The organism is Marinobacterium aestuarii, assembly GCF_001651805.1.
GTDB classification, from domain to species: domain Bacteria; phylum Pseudomonadota; class Gammaproteobacteria; order Pseudomonadales; family Balneatricaceae; genus Marinobacterium_A; species Marinobacterium_A aestuarii.
The window spans coordinates 4441087-4462453 of the sequence record NZ_CP015839.1 but is presented as its reverse complement, the minus strand read 5'-3'; the positions used below and the strand labels follow the sequence as shown (position 1 = coordinate 4462453).

Genomic DNA, 21367 nt, shown 5'->3' with positions numbered 1-21367 from the left:
TTTAGCCCTTCGAGGCGATACTCAGCGCTGCGCCGCCGCCAGTCTCAGGCATTCGATCAGCTGCGTACAGGTCGGGGTTCTGATGCGACCTCGCATGGTGATGATTCCCACCGGCGGTAACTCGACTGGAATTTCCAGCGCCAGTACCTTCAGCAAGCCCTGGGCTTCGAAATGCCGCGCGACGTCCTGCGCCAGATAGCCGATGGCCGGCCGTTGACGCACAAAGGTCAGGATGGTCAGAAAGGAGGCCGACTCGATCAGGTCGACCGGCGGATTGAGCCCATGCTTGTAGAACATCTGGTTGAGCTTGATGCGCGAGGATGCCCAGGGTGGCGGCACAACCCAGGGCAGGCTGGCGAGGTCATGCCAGTCGACACTGGCTTTGTGCGCAATCGGATGATCGGCGCAGGTAACGACACACATGGGCTCGTCATAGACGGCTTCGGTGTCGAGGTCGGGTGCAGCGTAGCCGGGTTCCAGTCGGCCGACCAGCAGGTCCAGCTCGCCCATCCGCAGGCGCGGCAGTAACCGCTTGAGGTCGCCTTCCTCTATCAAGGCTGTCGTTTGGGACGAGCGCGCCTTGAGCAGGCTAATGGCTTGGGCCAGCCACACCGGTGTCGCAACGACCATGGCCCCGATGCTGACCCGGCCGGCTGCGCCACTGGCGACTGCGTTGATCTCGTCACGGGTGCGGTCGAAATCGGCCTGGACGGAGCGGGCGAAGCGGATCACGGTTTCGCCGTAGGCGGTGGGCTCGGTGCCCCGCGTCGAGCGGGAAAAGAGTGCAAGGCCGAACATGCGCTCAATTTCGGCCAGCATCTTGGAAACCGCAGGCTGAGTCAGCGCCAGGGATTCGGCCACGCGGCCGATATGGCGGAATTCATCAAGTGCGACCAGCAGTTGCAGGTGGCGCAGCTTGAGGTTGGATCTGAGGACCCGGTCTATATCACTCATGGTGCTTCCTGGCTCTACATTACTAAATGGTTATGAATACAGTCGATAGTTTCATTTTATCCTTATGTGGCCCCGGCGCATACTGACCCCAGATTTCAGTTCCCAGAACGATAAAAGAATTTCAGGTCAGAGGCCCAGCATGCAAAATTCCTCCACCGTGTCGCCCCTGATCCGGCTGCACGCCAACGACAATGTTCTGATCGCCCGTGACCAGCTTGCTCTGGGTCAGGCGTTGCCTGAGCTGGCATTGCGGGTAGGTGCCCAGGTGCCGGCCGGTCACAAGGTTGCCGCGCAGCGAATTGCCGCAGGCGAGCCGGTGAAAAAGTACGATACGGTGATTGGCGTCGCGGCGCGGGATATAGACGCCGGCGAGCATGTGCATACCCACAACCTGGTGCAGGTCGACTACAAACAGGATCCGGCGTTCAGCCAGGATGTAAAGCCCGTTGACTATGTACCGCACGCGGAACGGGCCACCTTTATGGGCATAGTGCGGCCAGATGGCCGTGTCGCCACCCGTAACTTCATCGGCATCCTGGCGTCGGTCAACTGTTCTGCGACCGTGATCAATCATATTTCCGCCCATTTCACGCCCGAACGCCTGGCCGATTACCCCAACGTCGACGGTGTTGTGGCCTTCGCGCAGACCAGTGGTTGCGGCATGTCGTCGCCGAGTTATCACTTCGACGTGCTGCGCAGGACTCTGGCAGGCTATGCGCGTCACCCGAACCTGGCGGCTGTACTGATCGTGGGCCTTGGCTGTGAGCGCAATCAGGTCGCTGATCTGGTCGCGTCCCAGGGGCTTGAGGTTGGCAGCGAGGTGCGCACCCTGGTGATGCAGGATACCGGCGGTACCCGTGAAACGATCGAGGCAGGCATAGCGGCGGTCGAGTCGATGCTGGCGACGGCCAATCGCATTGAGCGCACGCCGGTCAGTGCCAGTCACCTGAAGATAGGGCTCGAATGTGGCGGCTCCGACGGCTTCTCCGGTATCTCGGCCAACCCGGCTCTGGGCGCGGCTATGGATATCCTGGTGCGCCACGGCGGCACCGCTATCCTGTCGGAAACACCCGAGATACACGGCGTCGAGTTCATGCTGACGCGCCGAGCCGTCAGTCGCGAAGTGGGGCAAAAGCTGCTCGATCGCCTGGCCTGGTGGGAGGAATACACCCGGGGCCAGAATGGCCAGTTCAACGGCGTTGTGGGCCCTGGTAATCAGGCCGGAGGCCTGGCAAACATCGTCGAAAAATCCCTAGGTTCAGCGATGAAGGGTGGAACTACACCGCTACAGGCAGTCTACGAATACGCCGAACCGATCGAGACCGCGGGCTTTGTGTTTATGGATTCGCCGGGCTATGACCCGGTGGCGGTAACCGGCCAGATCGCCAGCGGCGCCAACCTGATCTGCTTCACCACCGGTCGCGGTTCCATGTTTGGTTCCAAGCCGGCGCCGACCATCAAGCTGGCGTCCAATACCCCCATGTATCAGCGCCTGACGCGGGACATGGACATCAATTGTGGCCAGGTGATCGACGGTACCCTGGACATAGACGCGATGGGGCAGGAAATTTTCGAGCTTATCTTGCGGGTGGCCTCGGGCGATCGGACCTGTAGCGAGCTGCTCGGTCTGGGCGATCATGAATTCGTTCCCTGGCACGTCGGCATTGTCAGTTAAGGCTTATTTTGGGTCCCAGGCTGCGGCCTGGGGCAAGACCCGCTCGACGGCGCCGATTGAATAACAAGGAAATAGCTGTATGAACCTGAATCCGAGTCGCGGTGACCTGATCCGCTCGCAGAATTATGTTTCCGGCCGCTGGTTGGACGCCCACGATGGTGCCACTTTCGAGGTGTGCAACCCGGCGGATCTGAGCCGGATTACCGCCGTGCCGGACAGTGGTGCCAGGGATGCCGAGGCGGCGATCGAGGCGGCGCAGGCGGCTTTTGCTGGCTGGCGCGCGACGCCGGCAAAAGCACGCGGACAGCTGCTTAAACGCTGGCATGCGCTCATCCTGGCGAATCAGGAGGACCTGGGGCGGCTGGTATCGCTGGAGCAGGGCAAGCCGCTGGCAGAAGGTCAGGGTGAGGTGCTTTATGCCGCCAGTTATGTGGAGTGGTTTGCCGAGGAAGCCAGCCGAATCGAGGGCGACCTGATCGCACCGGCAGTTCCGGGCCGGCGCATGATGACAGTGCGCGAGCCGGTCGGTGTCGTGGCGGTGATAACCCCGTGGAATTTTCCGGCGGCGATGATAGCGCGCAAGATTGCGCCGGCGCTGGCGGCGGGCTGCACCCTGGTTGCCAAGCCTGCGGAGGATACCCCGCTGACCTCGCTGGCGCTGATCCGCCTGGCGGAAGAGGCCGGCGTACCGGCGGGAGTCATCAACATTGTGTGCGCTTCACGTGAACAGACGCCGGCCCTGGTCGATGTCTGGCTGGCGGACGCGAGGGTGCGCAAAATAAGTTTCACCGGCTCAACCCCGGTGGGCAAGCATCTGGCGCGGGCCTCGGCTGATACGCTGAAAAAACTGTCGCTGGAACTGGGCGGAAACGCGCCCTTTATCGTCTTTGACGATGCTGATCTGGACGCGGCCGTCGACGGACTGATGGTGTCAAAATTTCGCAACGGCGGCCAGACCTGCGTCTGTCCTAACCGGATCTACGTGCAGGACAAGGTGTTCGATAGCTTTGCCGACAAACTGGTCGCCCGTGTTGCGGCGCTGCAGGTGGGCCCTGCGACTGACCCGAAAGCCCAGATCGGGCCCATGATCAATGCCCGTGCGGTGGAGAAAATTCTGCACCATATAGATGATGCCGTCGCACGCGGTGGCCGTGTCTTGACGGGGGGGCAACGGGTGCACCCGGAATTGGGGCCCAATTATGTAGCCCCGACGGTTCTCGCCGACGCAGGACAGGATGCGCTGCTCTGTCATGAGGAGACCTTTGGCCCGGTGGCGCCGCTGTTCCGCTTCAGGAGCGAAGAGGACGTGATACGCCAGGCTAACGACACGCCGTTCGGGCTGGCAGGGTATTTCTATTCCGAGAATGTCAGCCGCATCTGGCGAGTCGCCGATGCTCTGGAAACCGGTATTGTCGGTATCAATGAGGGTGCCGTGGCATCCGAGGCGGCGCCCTTTGGCGGCGTCAAGGAGTCGGGCTACGGCCGTGAAGGCTCGAAATATGGCCTGGATGACTACATGCACATCAAGTACCTCTGCCAGGGCAACCTGCGCTGAGTCAAGAATCACACTTTTCCCCCAGGAGGCATCATGCCGCATTCCCAGGTCACGGGCCTGCAACCGGGCAACCCCTTTAAACAGGCGCTGGCAGACGGTCGGCCGCAGGTGGGTTTCTGGCTGTCGATGGGCAGCGCCTACAGCGCCGAAATGTGTGCCACGGCGGGCTTTCAGTGGCTGCTGATCGACGGCGAACATGCGCCCAACGATGTCCGCAGTACTCTGGCGCAGCTGCAGGCGGTCGCACCCTACGGGGGCCATCCGGTGGTGCGTGCGGTGCAGGGGGATCCTGCGTTGATCAAGCAGTTGCTGGATATAGGCGTCCAGACCCTGCTGGTGCCGATGGTGGACACGCCGGAACAGGCAGCGGCGACAGTGGCGGCGACACGTTATCCGCCCCTGGGCATTCGTGGTGTCGGTGCCGCCGTGGCGCGGGCGTCACGCTGGAACGGCCGGGCGGACTATGTGCTGCACGCCGCTGACGAGGTCTGTCTGCTGGTACAGGCTGAAACTGTCCGGGCGCTGGAAAACCTTGAAGCGATCTGCGCGGTGGACGGTGTCGATGGCGTCTTTATCGGCCCGGCGGATCTCGCCGCCTCAATGGGGCACCTGGGCAACCCGGGGCATCCCGAGGTACAGGCAGCCATCGAGCGGGCGATCGCGACCATTGTCGCCAGCGGCAAGGCTGCCGGTACCCTGACCGGCGACGTTGAGCAGGCGCGGCGTTTTCTGGCGCTGGGCGCGACCTTTGTTGCGGTGGGGCTGGACGTCAGTCTGCTGATGCAGGCGGTGCGACGGCGTGCCGCGGAGTTCGACCTGCAGGCGGCAGCGCCGGCGCCAGTGAACGGGCCCTATTGATAGTTTCGAGGGACGCCAGTCCCGTGCAAGGCGCCAGGACGGTGCAACCACAACTCAAAGTGCCGATCAGGGACCCCCGGGAACCTGATAGCTGCTTCAATTAACCCCATGCAAGCACCGATAACTATAAGGAAGCATCATGAATAAACTGACCAAGAGCTCCGTCATCCTTGCCGGCCTGCTGAGCGCCGGCATCGCTTTCGCCGAGTACCCTACCAAGGCCATCACTATGGTGATCCCCTATGGTGCCGGCGGTGGCACTGATGTACTGGCACGTGCGCTGCAGCCGGCGCTGGAAAAATCCCTCGGCCAGACCATAGTGGTCTCCAACCTGCCGGGTGGCGGGGGCATTCTCGGCTTTACCAAGGTGGCCAACGCCAAGCCCGACGGCTACACCGTGACTATTCCAAACAACGTTATCTTCGCCACCGAAGGCATGGGTAACGCGACCTACAAGCACACCGACTTCTCCTATCTGGGCAACGTTCTGACCGAAGACTATCTGGTGGCGGTGCGTGCCGATGGCCCCTGGCAGACCTGGGGCGAACTGGTGGAAGACATGCAGGCGCATCCGTCCAAGGTGACCTTCGGCTTCTCCGGCTTCGGCGGCTCAACCCATGTCGCCAGTGAGCTGCTGGCGGACGTCGCCGGTTACCAGGCCAAGCAGATTCCCCACGATGGCTCCTCCAAGGCGGTGCTGGCGGCGATGGGCGGGCATATAGACGCGCTGATGCTGAATCTGGGTGATTTGTCCTCGGGCCTCAAGTCCGGCAAGCTGCGTCCCCTTGTCAGCCTGGGTGACCAGCGTCTGGAAGAGTATCCTGATGTGCCGACCCTGAAGGAACTGGGGCATAACTTTGCCCTGACCAACTGGCGTGGCATCGCTGCGCCGGCCGGAGTCGATGATGAAGTCCGCGCGGCCTGGGCCAAGGCGATTGAGGTAGCGACCCAGGATCCGGCGTTCCGTCAAACGATCGCCGCCCAGGGCGCACAGGTCGACTTCATGGCGCCGGGCGAGGCGCTGGATCTGCGCATGACCGGCCTGGCCGAATCCTTTATTGCAACGGCCAAAAAGCTCAAGCAGTAAGCACTGCGCCGGTTCCGCAGTGGCGGGGCCGGCGTCACCATCCCGGATACAGGTAACGCCATGTTGCGGATCAATGAACGACAAATTTTCTATGTGCTGCTGATTGTCAGTGGCGGATTTTTCCTGAGCATGGCCCACGCGATTCCTTCGGCAATGGGCGTAGCGGGGGATCCCGGTGCCGGCTTTATGCCATTCTGGATTAGCCTGATCATTATGCTGCTGGTCGGTTACCTATTGGTCATGGAAACCTTTTTTCAGCGGGACTCAGGGGCTCTGGTGGGGCTAAGTCGCCATGAAGCCGTTGCGCTTGGGGTAACGCTGCTGTCGATACTGTTGTATCTGCTGTTGCTGTCCGTGGCCGGCTTTGTCGCCAGCACGCTGTGTTTCCTGTTCGCGTTCCGCCAGATCGTAGACAGGTTCGTCAAGCGCGCCCGGCCTACGCTGCGGTCGCTGCTGGCCTCGGCAGTCTTCTCGGGGGCGGCCACCGGCTTTATTTATTTAGTGTTTTCAGTTCTTTTCGAACTGTCGCTGCCCTGAGCTGAGTAGGGGATTTGAACATGCTTGCCAACTTCGCAGATGCCTCCAGTTTGTTTTTCAACATCAATATTTTCCTGGCGATTGCCTTCGGCACCATCCTCGGTCTGGTGTTCGGTGCCCTGCCGGGTCTGACCGCGACCATGGGTATCGCGCTGCTGCTGCCGCTGACCTTTGGCATGGATCCGGTTACCGGCATGGGTATGCTGCTCGGGGTTTACTGTGGCGCCATTTCCGGCGGTTCCATTCCTGCGGCGCTGCTGAATATCCCCGGCACGCCATCGTCGGTGGCGACGACCCTCGATGCCTTTCCGATGGCGCGCAACGGCGAACCCGGACGGGCCCTGGGCCTGTGTATAGTCTCGTCGCTGATCGGCGGGCTTATCAGTGTCGTCATCTTTGCCTTTATGTCGCCGGTGATCGCCGAAGTGGCGCTCAAATTCAGTGCCATCGAGTATTTTGCGCTGGGTCTGTTCGGCCTGACGATCATCGCCTCGGTGTCCGACAAATCCATCATCAAGGGGATAATTGCAGGCCTGATCGGTGTGCTGATATCGCTGATCGGTATAGATTCCCTCACCGGCGTGGTGCGCCTCACGGCGGGCGTTCCGGATCTGATTGGCGGTGTCGAGTTCATGCCGGCACTCATAGGTCTGTTCGCGTTGTCGCAGATCATCAGCGATGCCACTTCGGTCAATCCGAGCAACAATGTTGAGGCGCGGGTACGGGTCAGCAACGCCTATCCACGCTTTCGCGAGACCTTCAGACACTGGAAAATCTGGTCCAGCAGTTCGCTGATTGGGGCCCTGGTCGGTGCCATTCCGGGTGCCGGCGGCAGCATCGCTTCCTTCCTGGCCTATGATCAGGCGAAACGGATCTCGAAAACGCCGGAGAAGTTTGGCAGCGGTCATAACGAAGGCATCATTTCCTGCGAGTCGGCCAACAACGGCATGACCGGCGGCGCCCTGATTCCGATGATGACGCTGGGCATTCCCGGCGATGCTTCAGCAGCGATTCTGATGGGCGGGCTCCTGATTCATGGACTGCAGCCTGGCCCGATGCTGTTTGAAAGCCAGGCCAATATCGCCTACGGCATCATCATCGCGTTCCTGATCGCCAATATCTTCATGTTCTGTTTCCAGTCGATCGGCATCAAGCTGTTCGTGCGGGTGCTGCAGGTGCCGCGTTCCTACCTGCTGCCGTTCATTCTGGTGATGTGCATTCTCGGTTCCTACGGCATTAGCGGCACCCTGGGGTCGGCCTGGGTACTGTTGTTCTTCGGCGTCTTCGGCTATTTCCTTAACCGCTATGGCTTCAGCTGTGCCCCGGTGGTGCTGGGCATGATTCTCGGTTACATGGTGGAGTCCAACTTCCGCCGCGGCATGACGATGCACGATGGCGACTGGACCGTGTTCTTCAGCCGGCCGATCAGTCTGGGCTTTATTCTGCTGTCGCTGATCTCCATTGGCTTACCGATCTATCGTCAGTATCGCCAGGGGCGGGAGCGTCGTGCGCAGGCGGCGCAAGTTAAAAACTCGCATTAAATGGCTTCACTCTGATGGGCAGCGGTCGGGCGGCTTCGACCGGCAGTGCTGCATAATAGATCGTTATCCACCTGATAAGTTTTGTTGAGTTACCTTACTCAAAAGGCCTGCGTAAGCTAAGTATTACCTTTAAAATTACTTTGGAAAATTCATGAAAAACTACCGCGTTGCGCTGCTGCCAGGTGATGGCATCGGCACCGAAGTGTTGCAAGCTGCCTGGCCCGTACTGCAGGCTGTCGCCGACAAACAGGGCTTTGGTCTTGAGGGTGACTGGCTTCCCTGGTCCTGCGATTATTACCTGGAGCAGGGTGTGATGATGCCGGCGAACGGCGTCGAACAGCTGCGGGCTTTCGATGCCATCTACCTGGGCGCCGTGGGGTTGCCTGCGACCGTGCCGGATCACATTTCGCTGCGCGAACTGCTGCTGGCGATCCGTCAGGGTCTGGATCTGTCGGTCAACGAGCGTCCGCACCGGTTGCTGGCGGGCGTCACGGGGCCGCTGCGCACGGAAAAGACCTTCGATATCCTGTGCATCCGTGAAAACACCGAAGGCGAGTACAGTGGCGCCGGGGGCCGGGTGCATCGTGGTGGTGACCTGGAAGTGGCGGTGGAAACCTCCATCTTTACCCGCGCAGGTGTCGAGCGTGTACTGCGCTACGGCTTCGAACAGGCCCGCCTTCGCAGCGGCAAGCTGGCCTCGGTCACCAAGTCCAACGCCCAGCGTCACAGCATGGTGTTCTGGGACGAAATGACTGACCGCGTTGCCGCCGATTACCCGGACGTAGAGGTGACCCGTTACCATGTCGATGCCATAGCGGCGCGCATGATCACCCATCCAGAGACCCTGGATGTAGTGGTTGCCTCCAACCTGTTTGGTGACATCCTCAGCGACATAGGTGCCGCAATCCAGGGTGGGCTCGGCTTTGCCGCCTCGGCCAATATCAATCCGGTCAGTGGCGGTCCTGGCATGTTCGAACCGGTGCATGGCTCGGCGCCCGATATCATGGGCAAGGGGCTGGCCAACCCGCTGGCGACCCTCTGGGCCGGTGCCCTGATGCTGCAGCATATGGGTGAAAGCGCCGGTGCTGCGGCGCTGATGACCGCTATCGAGACGGTGACCGGCGCCGGTGCCGGGACCCCGGACATGGGGGGAAGCCTCAGCACAGCGGAGCTCGCCCAGGCGGTGCAGAACGCGCTCTGACAGGGTTTTGTGGAAAGATAAAACGGTGCCATAAATGGCACCGTTTTTTTTGCATGGATGCGTGTTGTCCGACGTTGCTGCAGGGGGCAAGTTATCGCGTATAACGCCCCTCGCGGGCGCGGCTGCACCGGCATCGGAGATAGGTGAGAGGGTCTGTGACCTGGTTAAGTCACCCTATTGCCGGGCATACAGGAGGAGACCATATACGGGTTAATAACAGCGGATCAGGTGGGTTGTAGCGTCAATCGCCTGAGCGTTTTCAGCTCTTCCATGTCAAGATTGCCTAGCAGATTTTGGTTGAACCCCAGCAGCAGTTGCCGGGCTTCCTTGCCGCGTCCTTGCCCGGTCATTAACTGATGCAGCGACAGTAAAGCACGCAATTCGAACAACCAATTGCCCTGATCCCGGGCGATGGAAGTGGCTTGCTGCAGACCGGTCTCAGCTCGAACGTGACATTCGTCGCTTGATGCTTCAGTGCCTGCCGATCGGATCAGCAATTCAGCCTCGAGCCGGAGAATGTCGGACAGGTAAACGCGCTCCCCATTTTTGTCCGCAAATCCTTTGGCCTCTTCAATGGCGGCTAGCGCCTGATCGATGTCGCCCGCCATACCAAGGGCTTCGGCCAGCTGCCCCAATAAGTGCGGTAACACCAACTCGGCCCCTGTCCCGCGGTACGCGGCCAACCCGCTGCGAATCTTGTCTATACCTTCAGCAGGCTGGCTGCTGACGGCCAGCGCCCAGCCAAGCAGCACGGTTCCGAAGGCCTGGCGGTAGACAAGGCCGTGCTCCTGCGACACTTCGATGGCGGCCTCGGCACAGGTCCGTACCCTAGCGGTATCTCGGTATATCTGGTAAAGCTCAGCGGCATATTCCAGTGCAAAGGCGAGAGAGACGGGATGAGACAGTTCGCGGCTCAGCGAGAGCGCTGCATCGCTGCGCTCAAGTGCCTGTGTTGTCTGCCCAGACATCGCCAGGATAAGCGCTGAAAAAGACAGGCAAAGCACACCCGAGTCAAGGCCATAGACAAACGCCAGTCTGGCATGTTTTTTTGCCTCGTAGATCGTCAATCCCTGCTCAAGCCGCGCCAGCGCAATCTGCAGCTCGCCCTGTTTGAACAGTACCGCTCCCAAGATCCCCAGGGCCTCGAGTTTTAGTACCTCATTCCGCGCCCGGTCGGCGAGACTTAACAGTTGTTCCGCCAGCCTTCGCGCCGTGGCGAGTTCCCCTTTGGCGACATAGAAGGTCACCAGCCCCGACAGCGCGGTAAAGCGCAGTGAATCGTCCCCGGCCTGGGCGCAGAGCTCCAGTGCACGAGAATAGGTCTTGTCCACCTCATCGGATGCATATCCCCTGCGGGCCATCCACACGGGTCCCAGGGATAGCCGCAGTTGCAGCTCCAGAAAGGTCCGGTCAACGCCCGGCGGCAGACGCTCAAGCCAGGCCAGGGCCTCGGTAAAGTGTTTGATAGCTTCATCGTGCGAGGATCGACGCACCGCCTGCAGCCCGGCACGTTGCAGGTAATACAGTGCCTTGGAGGCATGAGCGCCTAAACTGTAATGATGTGCCAAAGCACTGCATTGTTCATCGAGATGGCCAGCATGCAGGGTTTCGATAGCCCGGGCGGTACATTCGTGGAGTTCCCGGCGTCGCTCGCGGGGCACCGACTGGTATGACACTTCCTGTGTCAGTGCATGGGTGAAACCGTAAACCACTTCGGGAAAAGCTGGGCGCTGATAGAGAAATTCGGCGCCCTCAAGGCGGGTCAGGAGGTTGCGAAGCGTCTCTGGGGGCAGATCCACGATCTGTTGCAGCAGACTCCAGGGAAAAGTCCTGCCGATGACCGCGAGTATTTGAAGCAGGTCTTTTTCGGGATTTGGCAGTCGGTCGATACGGGCACTTAGCACCCCTTGCACAGTCCCAGGAATATTCAGCTCGGCAGGGCGCCCGACCGGTCGACGCCTGCCTGCAGGCCCCTGGATTTTCTGCTGTTCAACCAGTGCCTGCACCACCTCTTGCATGAAAAATGGATTCCCCTCGGTCAAGGCTCGGATTCGGGCCTTGAGTTCGTCGAGCGACGCATCATCGCCCAGCAGCGCCGATAAGAGTTGACCGGTCTCCTCCACGCCGAAAGGCGTGAGACGTATTTCCCTGCAGTTGATGAAGTTATCCCAGGTGTGTCGGTACTCCGGACGATGACTCAGCAGCAGCAGTATCGGCTCGCCGGTGATGCTATCGATCAGGAAATCGATAAAACCTTCGGTCTCCGAATCGAGCCACTGCAGGTCTTCGATGATGACAACCAGGGGCTGTGCGCGGCTTTCCCTGATCAGTAATCGCCGGATGGCATCGAAAGTGCGCTCGCGGCGCAGAGTGGATTCCATTTGCTCCAGCGGGGAGCCGGAGGCTGCCAGTCCGAGCATAAAAAGGATATATGATTTTTCTGCCGCCACCTCCGAGCCTTGAGCGTCAAAGGCGGCGTCGATTTTACCTCGGCGAACCGCATCGCCGTCGCCATCATCGAGCTTGAAATAATCCTGCAGCAGTTCGATCAACGGCAGACAGGCGAAGGAACGCCTGTGTGACAAAGCCGCCGCTTCCAGTATTCGGCACCGCCCCCGGAATGCATTCTTGGCTTCGAGGAATACCCTTGATTTGCCTACTCCCGGTTCGCCGACAATCCTGACGACCTGCCCCAAGCCACCACACGACTGCTCAAAGGAGCTCAATAGCAGCTTCACCTCGGCCTTGCGCCCGATAAACCGCTGCAACCCCCTGAGCGCAGCGACTTGCAGGCGTGTTCGCATAAGCCCCTCACTCTGTAGCTGATAGGCTAAAACGGGTGACGCCAGCCCCTTGACGGTAACAAGTCCGAGCTCACTGAATTCGAAATACCCGGTGGCCACCCTAAAAGTATCCTGGCTAACGACCACCGCACCTGGGGATGCCACCCCCTCCAGTCGAGACGCCAAATGAATTGCCTGTCCGACCGGGCTGTAGTCCACATGCAGGTCCGCAGCCGTGACAGCCCGGATCAGTACCTCGCCTGTGTGTATCCCCACCCTGATCTGCAGCGGCTTACTCTGCGCCGACTGACGGGGGGGCCTTTGCTGAATCCGCGTCTGCATGCGTAATGCCGCGTACAGCGCACGCTGGGGGTGATCCTCATGTGCCACCGGCGCGCCGAACATTGCCAGAATGCCATCGCCCAGGGTGTTTGCCACATAACCTTCGTAGTGCTGGACGGCCTCCACCATCAGTTCCAGCACAGGCTCAATCAGATGTTGGACATCTTCGGGGTCGAGCCCCTGGATCAGGGCGGTGGACCCCACGATATCGGCAAAAAGTGCAGTAATAATCTTGCGTTCGCCGCGCAATTCTCCTGCCACCCTGAGCGAGGGCGCAGAGTCGTCCGCTGGCTTTACGGGTGATCCAGGGGGGGCGGATAGCGTTTTAATCGGAGCTGTGTCCCCATGGCCATTAATGCCCAGGGCCTGGCCACACTGCTGACAAGATCCCGTCCCAATGTCGTTTTCATGGCCGCAGGATCGACAACGGCTTTTCAGGCGGGAACCACAGTGGCCGCAGAATCTGGATTCGTCCGGGCACTCAAAGCCACAGTCGTCACATTGCATGGACTTTGCTCACAGGCTGCAAATTCGTATCTAATACATAGAAGGATAGTTCGCAGGTAACGCGACTGCCTGCCGGCGCGATGGGTCGCAGATCGGGCATTCAGCACCTATATGTCAGGTAGTGATTCCAGGGCGAACAACCCTATTATCAGGACAATCTCTTCAGACTATGTGAGAATCTCGAGCCCGAAGGTCTGTGTGATGCGCCCAGAAGAGCGTCAAGGTGATGTTGTATCTGGGCTACGGGTAGAGCAAATCGCTTGCGCAGACAGTTAAGGGTGCGTTGTCTGCATGCGTGCGCGCCAGTTGCCGATGCAGGAGAACCTGAGGCTGCGGATAGCAGATTATATCCTGCAGGAGACCGGTATTGCAGGCAAGGCGTCAGCGGTCGAGGCGCAGCACATATGCAGTAATGATGCGTGGAGTGGAGTAACAGAATTCGGTGCTAGTGCCTCGGTGAGGCTCGGCGTCTTCCGCGAGTTCTCGGGGATGCGCGCTGAATTCCTGCAACTGATAGGAAAAAAATAAGATGAACAGGCTGGAACCCGGGCTTGCCCGGATAAATATAAAGAATCTGAGACTGCGTACCTTCATTGGAATCAACGATGAGGAGCTGCGAAAACAGCAGGATCTGATCCTCAATATCCGTATTCACTACCGGGTCGACGGTGCTCTGCAGCACGATGATATCGACCATGCGCTGAATTATCGTACCATCACCAAGGCTGTTATCCGGCATGTCGAGGAGGGACGCTTTTTGTTGCTCGAGAGCCTGGTCAACGAAGTGCTGCAACTGGTGATGCGCGAGCCGAAAGCCTGCTACGTCGAAGTTGAGGCGGATAAGCCGCATGCACTGCGCTTTTCGGACTCAGTTTCCATCACGCTGTCAGCCGCGCGCTAACACTGGCCACTGCAGTTCCCATGAACGCAAAAACAGTCCCGGCTCTCACCTAAGGGCACAAGCTGGCGCTGAACGCACCGAAATTGCCAGCATTGAGCTGCGTTATCCGGTAGTGCGCCAGCGCCCCTGCGCACTGCCGTTGAGGTTTTCGGGGCCCAAGGACGTTTCGTATCGCTGTGTACCAAAGCGGCGTGCGGTCCGGCTTCATGGGAAATGCCCATTCGGAGAGACCCAGATGTACGATGAAACTGAAATCAAGCTGCGTGTCAGCGAACAGACGATGAACGATCTGCGGCGTCACCCCCTGATCATCGCGCGGTTGTGCGGCGACTGGACGGGCGGGGTGATTTACAACCAGTATTACGACAGTGTCGACCGCCGGCTAAATGACGCGAGGGTGGCACTGCGCATGCGTCGCGATGGCGACCAGTGCATTCAGACGCTGAAGACCCGAGGCCAGAGTGTCGCGGGCCTTTCGGTCCGCACCGAATGGGATTGGTACTACGATGCCCCACAACTTGACCTGAGTGTGCTGGATGCCGCGTGCTGGCCTGCGCAGCTGAATGATCTGGACAAAACCAGGCTGTTGCCCGTTTTTACTACAGACTTCAGTCGCAGTCGCGCACGGCTGCTCTGGGACTACCGCGGGCAACCGGTGGAGGTGGAGGTCGCGCTGGATCAGGGAAAGGTCGTGGCGGGCAGCCGTGAAGAGGTGATCTGCGAGGTCGAACTCGAGATTCGCCAGGGTCCAGTCGAGGCTCTGCTTGAACTGGCTTGTGATCTGGCGGCTGAACTGCCGTTGATGCCCTGCGACATCAGCAAGTCGGAACGTGGCTACCGGCTGTTTGATGCCGCCAGTTATGAATTGAAGCCGGCCTTGCCTGACTGGACACCGATAACGCGCGTCGACTGCGTGATGGCCGACGCGGGCTGGTATCTTCTGGGTTACATACAGCGCCTCGCTGAGCAATATCGCTTTGCCCGGGATCCGGCTCTGCTGCGGGACCTCAGCGTCCAGCTTCTGCAACTGCGGGCCTTTTTCCTGTTGTTCGATCGAATAATCAGCCGGCACTCGGTGGAAGGGCTGCTGCCACCACTGGTGAGGCTCACGGATGCCCTGCAGTCCGGTGACGATCCGGCCCTGTTTGATGCCCGGGTGGCGGATCCGCAATGGGGACAGCTGTTCCTGAATCTCGCGGCCTGGCTGCACCGGGAAGACTGGAAAGCGGGACGTACGTCTGTTGCTAACGGTCAGGGAAGCCTGACGTTTGGGGGTTGGCTGCGGGATTCCGAGCCGGCGGCCGGTGCCAACATAGCGGACTCGCAACACCTGCTGCAGCAGTGGCTGCGCCGCACAGCGGGGATCTAGGCGCTGTATTCCGAATGCAACGGCAGCCGAGTTGGGTTGCCGTGGCGTCTGTGCTTTCAGCACGCCGGGCCATTCTCAACCTGCTGCTGCATCTATTATGGCGTGTTCTGGGGCATACTCTGCCCGGGAGCTTAATTGGGAGTTACGATGATCGACGAACCTAGAGTACTGATAACCGGCGGTGGGCAGCGCATAGGCCTGCACTGTGCGCGGCGACTGGTGGCCGATGGTTATAGGGTCATCATCACTTGCACTCACCTGAGGCCGGAATGGAAAACCGGGTCGCTTGCTGGCATAGAGGTGCTGCAGGCGGATTTTTCCACGCTTGAGGGCATCCAGGGGCTGATCGATACTCTGCGGGAGCGGAAGGTTCACCTGCGGGCCATCATCCACAATGCCTCGCTCTGGCTCAATGACCGCAGCGCAGACGACGCCTTTCAGAAAATGTTCATGGTCCACATGCAGGCGCCCTACATGATCAACCAGCAGTGCGCCGATCTGTTCGATAGCGGGATGCCAGCGGATATTATTCATATCTCGGATTATGTCGCGCAGCGGGGCAGTGCCAAGCACCTGGCCTATTGTGCGACCAAGGCCGGGCTCGAAAGCCTGGCGCAGTCCTTCGCCGCGAAGCTGTCGCCCCATATCAAGGTCAACACCATCGCACCGTCGATGATCATGTTCAACGAGGATGACCCGCAGGCGTACCGAACCAAAACCCTCGCCAAGTCGGCAATGGGAATTGAGCCCGGGCCTGAGGTGGTGTACGAGGCTGTGCGTTACCTGATGAACAGCACCTACGCCACCGGTACCTGTATGGAGCTGAACGGCGGCCGCGATCTGCGAAGGTCCTGAGGTTGCCGCCCGCGGCCACTTTTTAGCGACTATTCCGGCTCAAACCTGCAGTGATCTGCCCGCAGAAGTCTCCAGCCCCGTGCATGATGTTCAGCTGGATTGCATCCAGCTTGCGGTTATTCCCCATCTAGCAGCTTGTGTAATCCCAAACTGACACTGGCCGCCGTTGTGGCTGGGCCTGGAGAGCGATCCGCTGTTCAACCGGGTGTAGACACTGCAATTGGATTAAAAATATATACAAAATACTTAAAAGTGTTCATATTGTATCCGAGCAATAAGCGCCAACAACAAGAATTTGTAATGGAGGCAATATGCGTGCTGCAGTTATTACCGAACGTAACGCTCCGCCCGTAGTGGGTGAATTCCGTGAACCTGAGCCGCAGGAAGGCTCGGTGTTGATCGAGGTTGATACCGCCGGCCTGGGGGGATGGGATGTGCTGGGTGCCTATCGCCTGGGCGTGGAGTACCCTTGCGTGATCCGTGGCGAAGGTGTTGGTCGTGCGCCTGATGGCCGTCGTGTATATTTTGGCGAACGCTCACTGTTGCCCTTTGGCGCCTGGGCCGAGCGCACTGTAGTGCCGTCTGCGGAGGTTTGGGATCTGCCGGATGACGTCGATGACAGGACCGCCATCAGCATGGGCATCGCCGCCACTGGGGCCATAGTGCCGCTGGAACAGGCCGAGATTCAGAAGGGTGAGAAGGTACTGGTCCTCGGTGCCACCGGAACCCTCGGACAAATTGCCCTGCAGTTGGCGCGTGGCATGGGCGCCGGTAAGGTGGTGGGGGCGGCGCGCTCCGAGGACGCTCTGCTGCGGCTGAAATCCCGAGGCATCGCCGATGAGGTGGTGACACTGGGCGGAGCCGATGACGTGGCGGCACTCAAGGATGCATCCGGCGGCGGCTTTGATGTGGTGCTCGATCTGGTTTGCGGCCAGCCCATGCTGACCTCGCTTAAAGCGACCAACTGGGGCGCACGGATTATGACCATTGGTACCGGGGCCGGGCGTCAGCTCAACCTGGATATTGCCGATCTGCTGTTTCGTTCTCTGTCGTGCATCGGCACCGGCCAGCGTCCGCCAGCGGACCGCGAGCAAATCTGGCTGCGCCTGTTGCGGATCGCCAGGGAACAGCAGATCCAGGTCGATTACGTCGACTACAGTCTGGATCAGGCCGCCGAGGCCTGGGCTGCACAGCAGGCCGGCCCCCATGCCAAGATCACCGCACGCATACGCGGCTGATCCTGGTTTCCCTTTTTAAGCGGATACCCTGACGGGCGGTAACGGCTGGGTATGTTTAGTTGTTGCTGCATTGGTGAAAGGCTGTGATGCAGCTGCAGCTTGCTGCAAGCTGACTACTGAGTCACCCGCTTGGCCAGCAAACACTGGTCACCGCCGGGCGCATTCTGGCGACAAAAGCAGGTTGTGCCTGGCGCGGCTTGGTGTAGCCAGCTGAGGTCGTTCAGGTGCTCAGCCCCTGCCTGATCATGACCGGCATATCCCTAGGCGTCGCGCTACAGTCGGCCCGGGCACTCTAATCAGAGTGCCACAGGCCGTTGTAACCAAAGGGACGGCGGCCGAGCATGCTAAGCGCTGGTGCCTAGCTGTGCCTCTATCGCCTGGCGCAGACCTGGGTCCTGTGCTGTGATATCCGGCGCGAAGCGCCCGACGACCCTGCCACCGCGGCTGATCAGAAATTTCTCGAAGTTCCACTGCACGGCCGGTGGTTTTTCCGCTTCGATGCCATAGCCTTTCAGGCGTTCACGCATGGGCCCCTCACCGGTCGCCGTCGGACAGGCTGCAGTCAGCGCGCTGTAGAGCGGATGTTGCTCGACACCGGTTACCGCAATCTTGGCGAACAGTGGAAATTGCACCTTGTAGTTGAGGTCGCAGAACGCCTGAATTTCTTCGTCGCTACCGGGTTCCTGACCCTGGAAGTCGTTTGCCGGGAAACCCAGCACTTCGAAGCCCTGGACGCGCATTTCATCGTACAGGGTTTCAAGGCCGGCATATTGCGGCGTAAGGCCGCACTTCGAGGCGACGTTGACAATCAGCAGTACCTTGCCCTTGAACTTCTCAAGCGTAAGGGGAGAGCCTTCGATGGTTTTAAGCGGTATGTCGTATAGCGACTTAGTCATGGCGTTAATCCTGATTTATGGGACGGCTGGCTTTGCACAATCCGGCACTCCTGGCGTTTTTCTGCATTAGCGGGAGCACAGGTTGAATGTCTAGGTATTGCTGTTGCGTTCGCGCATCGCTGCGGCGAAGTCGCGTTTCAGCGTTGGGAAGTAGGCGATCTGCCCGCCCATGCCACCGGCAATATCAATTGAGGCGGCGCTGATGAAACTGGCATATTCGCTGGCCAGGAACAGGGCCATGCCTGCTACGTCTTCGGGCTTGCCGTAGCGTCCAATGGGTACCACTTTCATGACCATGGCGTCGAACTCTTCGCGGCTTACGCCTGGCCCCATCTCCCTGTAGTGGCGGTCCCACTGTCCGGTGTCGATCCAGCCCATGTTCAGACTGTTAACCAGTATGTTGTCCTTGGCCAGGGACATGCCCAGAGAGCGTGACAGGGCCACGCAGGCGGCGCGATTAATCACCGACGGTATGCCTTCCGGGGTCGGAATGGTACCGGCCAGGGCGTTGATCTCGATGATCCGCCCCCATTGCTGTTTGCGCATGTAAGGCACTACCGCCTGAGCAAAGCGGAAATGTCCCATCTGCAGGATGTTCGCATGCTCGAGGATGTCTTCCGGGCTGAGGGTATCCAGATTACCGCCTTTGCCCTGGCCGGCATTATTGACCAGAACGTCCACGCCGCCCCAGCTGTCTGCCACTTCCTTGACGAATGCCTGGACGGCTGGGCTGTCAGTAACATCGACCGCACGGGCGATAACGGCCTGGGCAGTGGCTTGCAGCGCCTGGCCTGCCTTGGCCACGGCGCCTTCTGTTCGCGCGCAGATAGCAACACATGCGCCTTCAGTAGCAAAGGCTTGGGCGATTGCCAGGCCTATGCCGCGAGAAGCACCGGTCACGATCACGCGTTTGCCGCTGAGATCAATATTCATGAATCCTCCTGTTGAATGGACGTGGGGCCTTTGAGAGGCGCACGGCTAGCCTTTTTGTGGTGCACAACCGCTTGGCTGCTAATCTTATTAAAGCCAATTCGGGATACAGAAGAAAGTTGATTATGAACATAATTTAAATATATGTTTTTATTTGTGGTCTGGGCGCCTGGGTGTGAGGCACACGCGCCGGGCAGCAGGATCCGCCAATTCCACTCCAAAAATCAGGTCTGTTTGAGATTAGCGGGGCATAATATTCTATATAAAGAATTGAAATCTTTATGTGGAATTATGTGTTTTTGTCCGCTATTGTATGTCTTAGGATAAGTGGAACGGTTATGTTGTATTTGTTCAGTTATTTCTGCCGCTCTGTGGGGTTCAGAAGGTGGAGAAGGCACAAATAGCTAGTCTTAAGTTGTTAAAACAAGAACAAAGAACAAAAAGAGCAAAAGGAGCAGATATGAAGATGATGAGTAATCTTGATCGCGTCTCGATGCCTCGCAGTGTCCTGGCGCTTATGATCATGAGCTGTGCAGGCAGCGCCACGGCGATGCAGATCGATGTCGGCAACCCCGATATCCGCATGCGCTGGGACAATACCGCGCGCTACAACCTGGGCTGGCGCATTGAGGATCAGGATCAGAATATCCTCAACAACCCGAATTTCGACGAGTCCGACGGCAAGTTCGATCAGGGCGATATCGTGACAAATCGTCTGGATGTGTTCTCCGAATTTGACGTGGCTTACAAGCACCATTTTGGCGGGCGCGTCAGCGCTGCCGGCTGGTACGACAACGCCTACGACGACACTTCGGTCAGTAGCAGCGTTGCGGGGATGGACACCAGCTATAACAATGATCGCTATAGCGGCGAGGTTGAGCGCTACGTCAAGGGCCCGTCGGGTGAGATCCTCGATGCCTTTGTCTGGACCAATTTCAATATAGGTGCGACGCCTGTAAACCTGAAAGTCGGCCGCCATGCGCTGTTCTGGGGTGAGGGATTGCTGATCGGTGCGCATGCGATGTCCTACTCGCAGGCGCCTCTGGATGCGGTGAAAGCCGTAACCAGCCCGGGTATCGAGACCAAGGAAGTGTTTTTGCCGATTGGTCAGATCTCGGGCAAGGCTCAGGTCACTGATAACCTGTCGATTGCCGCGCAATACATGTACGAGTGGGACAACACCCGTTTCCCCTACGGAGGCACCTATTTTGGCGCCGCAGATCCGTTCTTCGAGGGCCCTGACCGCTTGCCGGCAGCACCTGGTTTCAACCTCAGCCATGCCGAGTCCAAACGCGGCCGCGATGGTCAGAACTGGGGGGTGATGGGCAAGCTGGATATCGAGGCCATCGAAGCCACGGTCGGCGGCTACTACCGTGAATTCGATGACTACCAGGCATGGCTGGCGCCGCAGGTCGATATGGGTACTGGTGAATACCGCCTGGTCTACCCGCGTGACGTCAAACAGTATGGCGTGAGTATCTCAACCGCCGTTGGTGCAGCATCGGTGGGTGCCGACCTGTCCTACCGCAAGGGCGGAGCACTCAACGCCACAGGCGTTAGTCTGGTGGACGATGAAGGTCCGCGTGGTGACACCATACACTTCGTGGCCAACGTTATTTACGGCGTTCCACGTTACTGGCTGGCCGACAACTCGACGCTGGTGGCCGAGTTCGCCTATAGCCACCTGAACAAGGTTACCTCCCATTCGGAATTGTACAAGGGTGAGGGCTTCGCGGGTTGCAAGGATGTCCGAACAGGCGGGGCTGGCGACAAGTCCGATGGCTGCTCGACCAAGGATTACTACGGCATCGCGCTGAACTACACCCCGCAGTACGTTGAAATTTTCCCCTCCTGGTCTCTGGATGTCCCGCTGACGGTCAGCTACGGCCTGAGCGGCAACGCCGCCAGTGCGGGTGGTGGCAGCGAAGGCGCGCTCTCCTGGTCGGTTGGCGCCAAGATGACGTACCGCTCGCAGCATGAGTTCAGCCTGCGCTATGCCGATAGCTCCGCACAGGAAAAGAACTCCACCAACGTTAACGGTGATCCCATGGTCAACGGTAACGGCAACGTCGGCGGAACTGACCGCGGCTGGCTGGCCTTCACCTACAAAAGCTCCTTTTAATAATTACAAGACCGGG

The 21367-nt window shown here is 59.4% G+C and carries 17 protein-coding genes and 1 pseudogene; 13 read left to right on the top strand and 5 right to left on the bottom strand.

The features are described from left to right. Nucleotides 1-21: 21 nt before the first annotated feature. Nucleotides 22-954, bottom strand: a complete 933-nt coding sequence (locus A8C75_RS19530; RefSeq protein WP_067386048.1) for a LysR substrate-binding domain-containing protein — start codon at nt 952-954, stop codon at nt 22-24. A 139-nt stretch (nt 955-1093) separates the two neighbouring features. On the opposite strand from A8C75_RS19530, the gene A8C75_RS19525 reads away from it, so the two are divergent. From A8C75_RS19525 to A8C75_RS19495, 7 genes are all read left to right on the top strand, one after another. Beyond that, entirely contained in the window at nt 1094-2629 is a 1536-nt protein-coding gene (locus A8C75_RS19525) for a UxaA family hydrolase (protein WP_067386047.1), read from the top strand. Nucleotides 2630-2708: 79 nt separating this feature from the next. Next, the gene (locus A8C75_RS19520; protein WP_067386046.1) at nt 2709-4184 is read left to right on the top strand and encodes an NAD-dependent succinate-semialdehyde dehydrogenase; all 1476 of its coding nucleotides are present in this window, start codon (nt 2709-2711) and stop codon (nt 4182-4184) included. Nucleotides 4185-4217: 33 nt separating this feature from the next. Continuing rightward, entirely contained in the window at nt 4218-5042 is an 825-nt protein-coding gene (hpaI, locus tag A8C75_RS19515; RefSeq protein ID WP_067386045.1) for a 4-hydroxy-2-oxoheptanedioate aldolase, read from the top strand. A 139-nt stretch (nt 5043-5181) separates the two neighbouring features. Next, nucleotides 5182-6129, top strand: a complete 948-nt coding sequence (locus tag A8C75_RS19510; protein WP_067386044.1) for a tripartite tricarboxylate transporter substrate binding protein — start codon at nt 5182-5184, stop codon at nt 6127-6129. Between the two features lie 60 nt (nt 6130-6189). Next, the gene (locus A8C75_RS19505) at nt 6190-6666 is read left to right on the top strand and encodes a tripartite tricarboxylate transporter TctB family protein (RefSeq protein ID WP_067386043.1); all 477 of its coding nucleotides are present in this window, start codon (nt 6190-6192) and stop codon (nt 6664-6666) included. A 20-nt stretch (nt 6667-6686) separates the two neighbouring features. After that, entirely contained in the window at nt 6687-8207 is a 1521-nt protein-coding gene (locus A8C75_RS19500) for a tripartite tricarboxylate transporter permease (protein WP_067386042.1), read from the top strand. A gap of 151 nt (nt 8208-8358) precedes the next feature. Further along, nucleotides 8359-9408, top strand: a complete 1050-nt coding sequence (locus tag A8C75_RS19495) for a tartrate dehydrogenase (protein WP_067386041.1) — start codon at nt 8359-8361, stop codon at nt 9406-9408. Nucleotides 9409-9632: 224 nt separating this feature from the next. Here the strand turns inward: A8C75_RS19495 and A8C75_RS19490 are convergent, their stop codons facing one another. Together A8C75_RS19490 and A8C75_RS24295 are read right to left on the bottom strand one after the other, a co-directional pair. Beyond that, the gene (locus A8C75_RS19490; protein WP_067386040.1) at nt 9633-12782 is read right to left on the bottom strand and encodes an adenylate/guanylate cyclase domain-containing protein; all 3150 of its coding nucleotides are present in this window, start codon (nt 12780-12782) and stop codon (nt 9633-9635) included. 132 nt (nt 12783-12914) lie between these two features. Further along, nucleotides 12915-13040, bottom strand: a pseudogene (locus A8C75_RS24295) (double zinc ribbon domain-containing protein); the annotation flags it as partial. Between the two features lie 291 nt (nt 13041-13331). On the opposite strand from A8C75_RS24295, the gene A8C75_RS19485 reads away from it, so the two are divergent. From A8C75_RS19485 to A8C75_RS19465, 5 genes are all read left to right on the top strand, one after another. Then, on the top strand, nt 13332-13568 hold the full coding sequence (locus tag A8C75_RS19485; RefSeq protein ID WP_067386039.1) for a tunnelling fold family protein: 237 nt from the start codon (nt 13332-13334) through the stop codon (nt 13566-13568). Between the two features lies 1 nt (nt 13569). Continuing rightward, nucleotides 13570-13941 (top strand): dihydroneopterin triphosphate 2'-epimerase, encoded by a 372-nt coding sequence (gene folX / locus A8C75_RS19480; protein WP_067386038.1) that lies wholly within the window; start codon nt 13570-13572, stop codon nt 13939-13941. Between the two features lie 235 nt (nt 13942-14176). Continuing rightward, on the top strand, nt 14177-15310 hold the full coding sequence (locus A8C75_RS19475) for a CYTH domain-containing protein (RefSeq protein WP_067386037.1): 1134 nt from the start codon (nt 14177-14179) through the stop codon (nt 15308-15310). A 147-nt stretch (nt 15311-15457) separates the two neighbouring features. Next, on the top strand, nt 15458-16165 hold the full coding sequence (gene folM / locus A8C75_RS19470; protein ID WP_067386036.1) for a dihydromonapterin reductase: 708 nt from the start codon (nt 15458-15460) through the stop codon (nt 16163-16165). A gap of 311 nt (nt 16166-16476) precedes the next feature. Beyond that, entirely contained in the window at nt 16477-17403 is a 927-nt protein-coding gene (locus tag A8C75_RS19465; RefSeq protein ID WP_067386035.1) for a quinone oxidoreductase family protein, read from the top strand. Between the two features lie 344 nt (nt 17404-17747). Here the strand turns inward: A8C75_RS19465 and A8C75_RS19460 are convergent, their stop codons facing one another. Next, entirely contained in the window at nt 17748-18299 is a 552-nt protein-coding gene (locus A8C75_RS19460) for a glutathione peroxidase (protein WP_067386034.1), read from the bottom strand. 90 nt (nt 18300-18389) lie between these two features. Beyond that, complete coding sequence (locus A8C75_RS19455) at nt 18390-19232, bottom strand: SDR family oxidoreductase (protein WP_067386032.1); 843 nt, start codon at nt 19230-19232, stop codon at nt 18390-18392. Nucleotides 19233-19689: 457 nt separating this feature from the next. Between A8C75_RS19455 and A8C75_RS19450 the strand changes: the two genes are divergently transcribed. Beyond that, complete coding sequence (locus A8C75_RS19450; protein ID WP_067386031.1) at nt 19690-21351, top strand: DUF1302 domain-containing protein; 1662 nt, start codon at nt 19690-19692, stop codon at nt 21349-21351. The last annotated feature ends 16 nt before the right edge of the window (nt 21352-21367 follow it).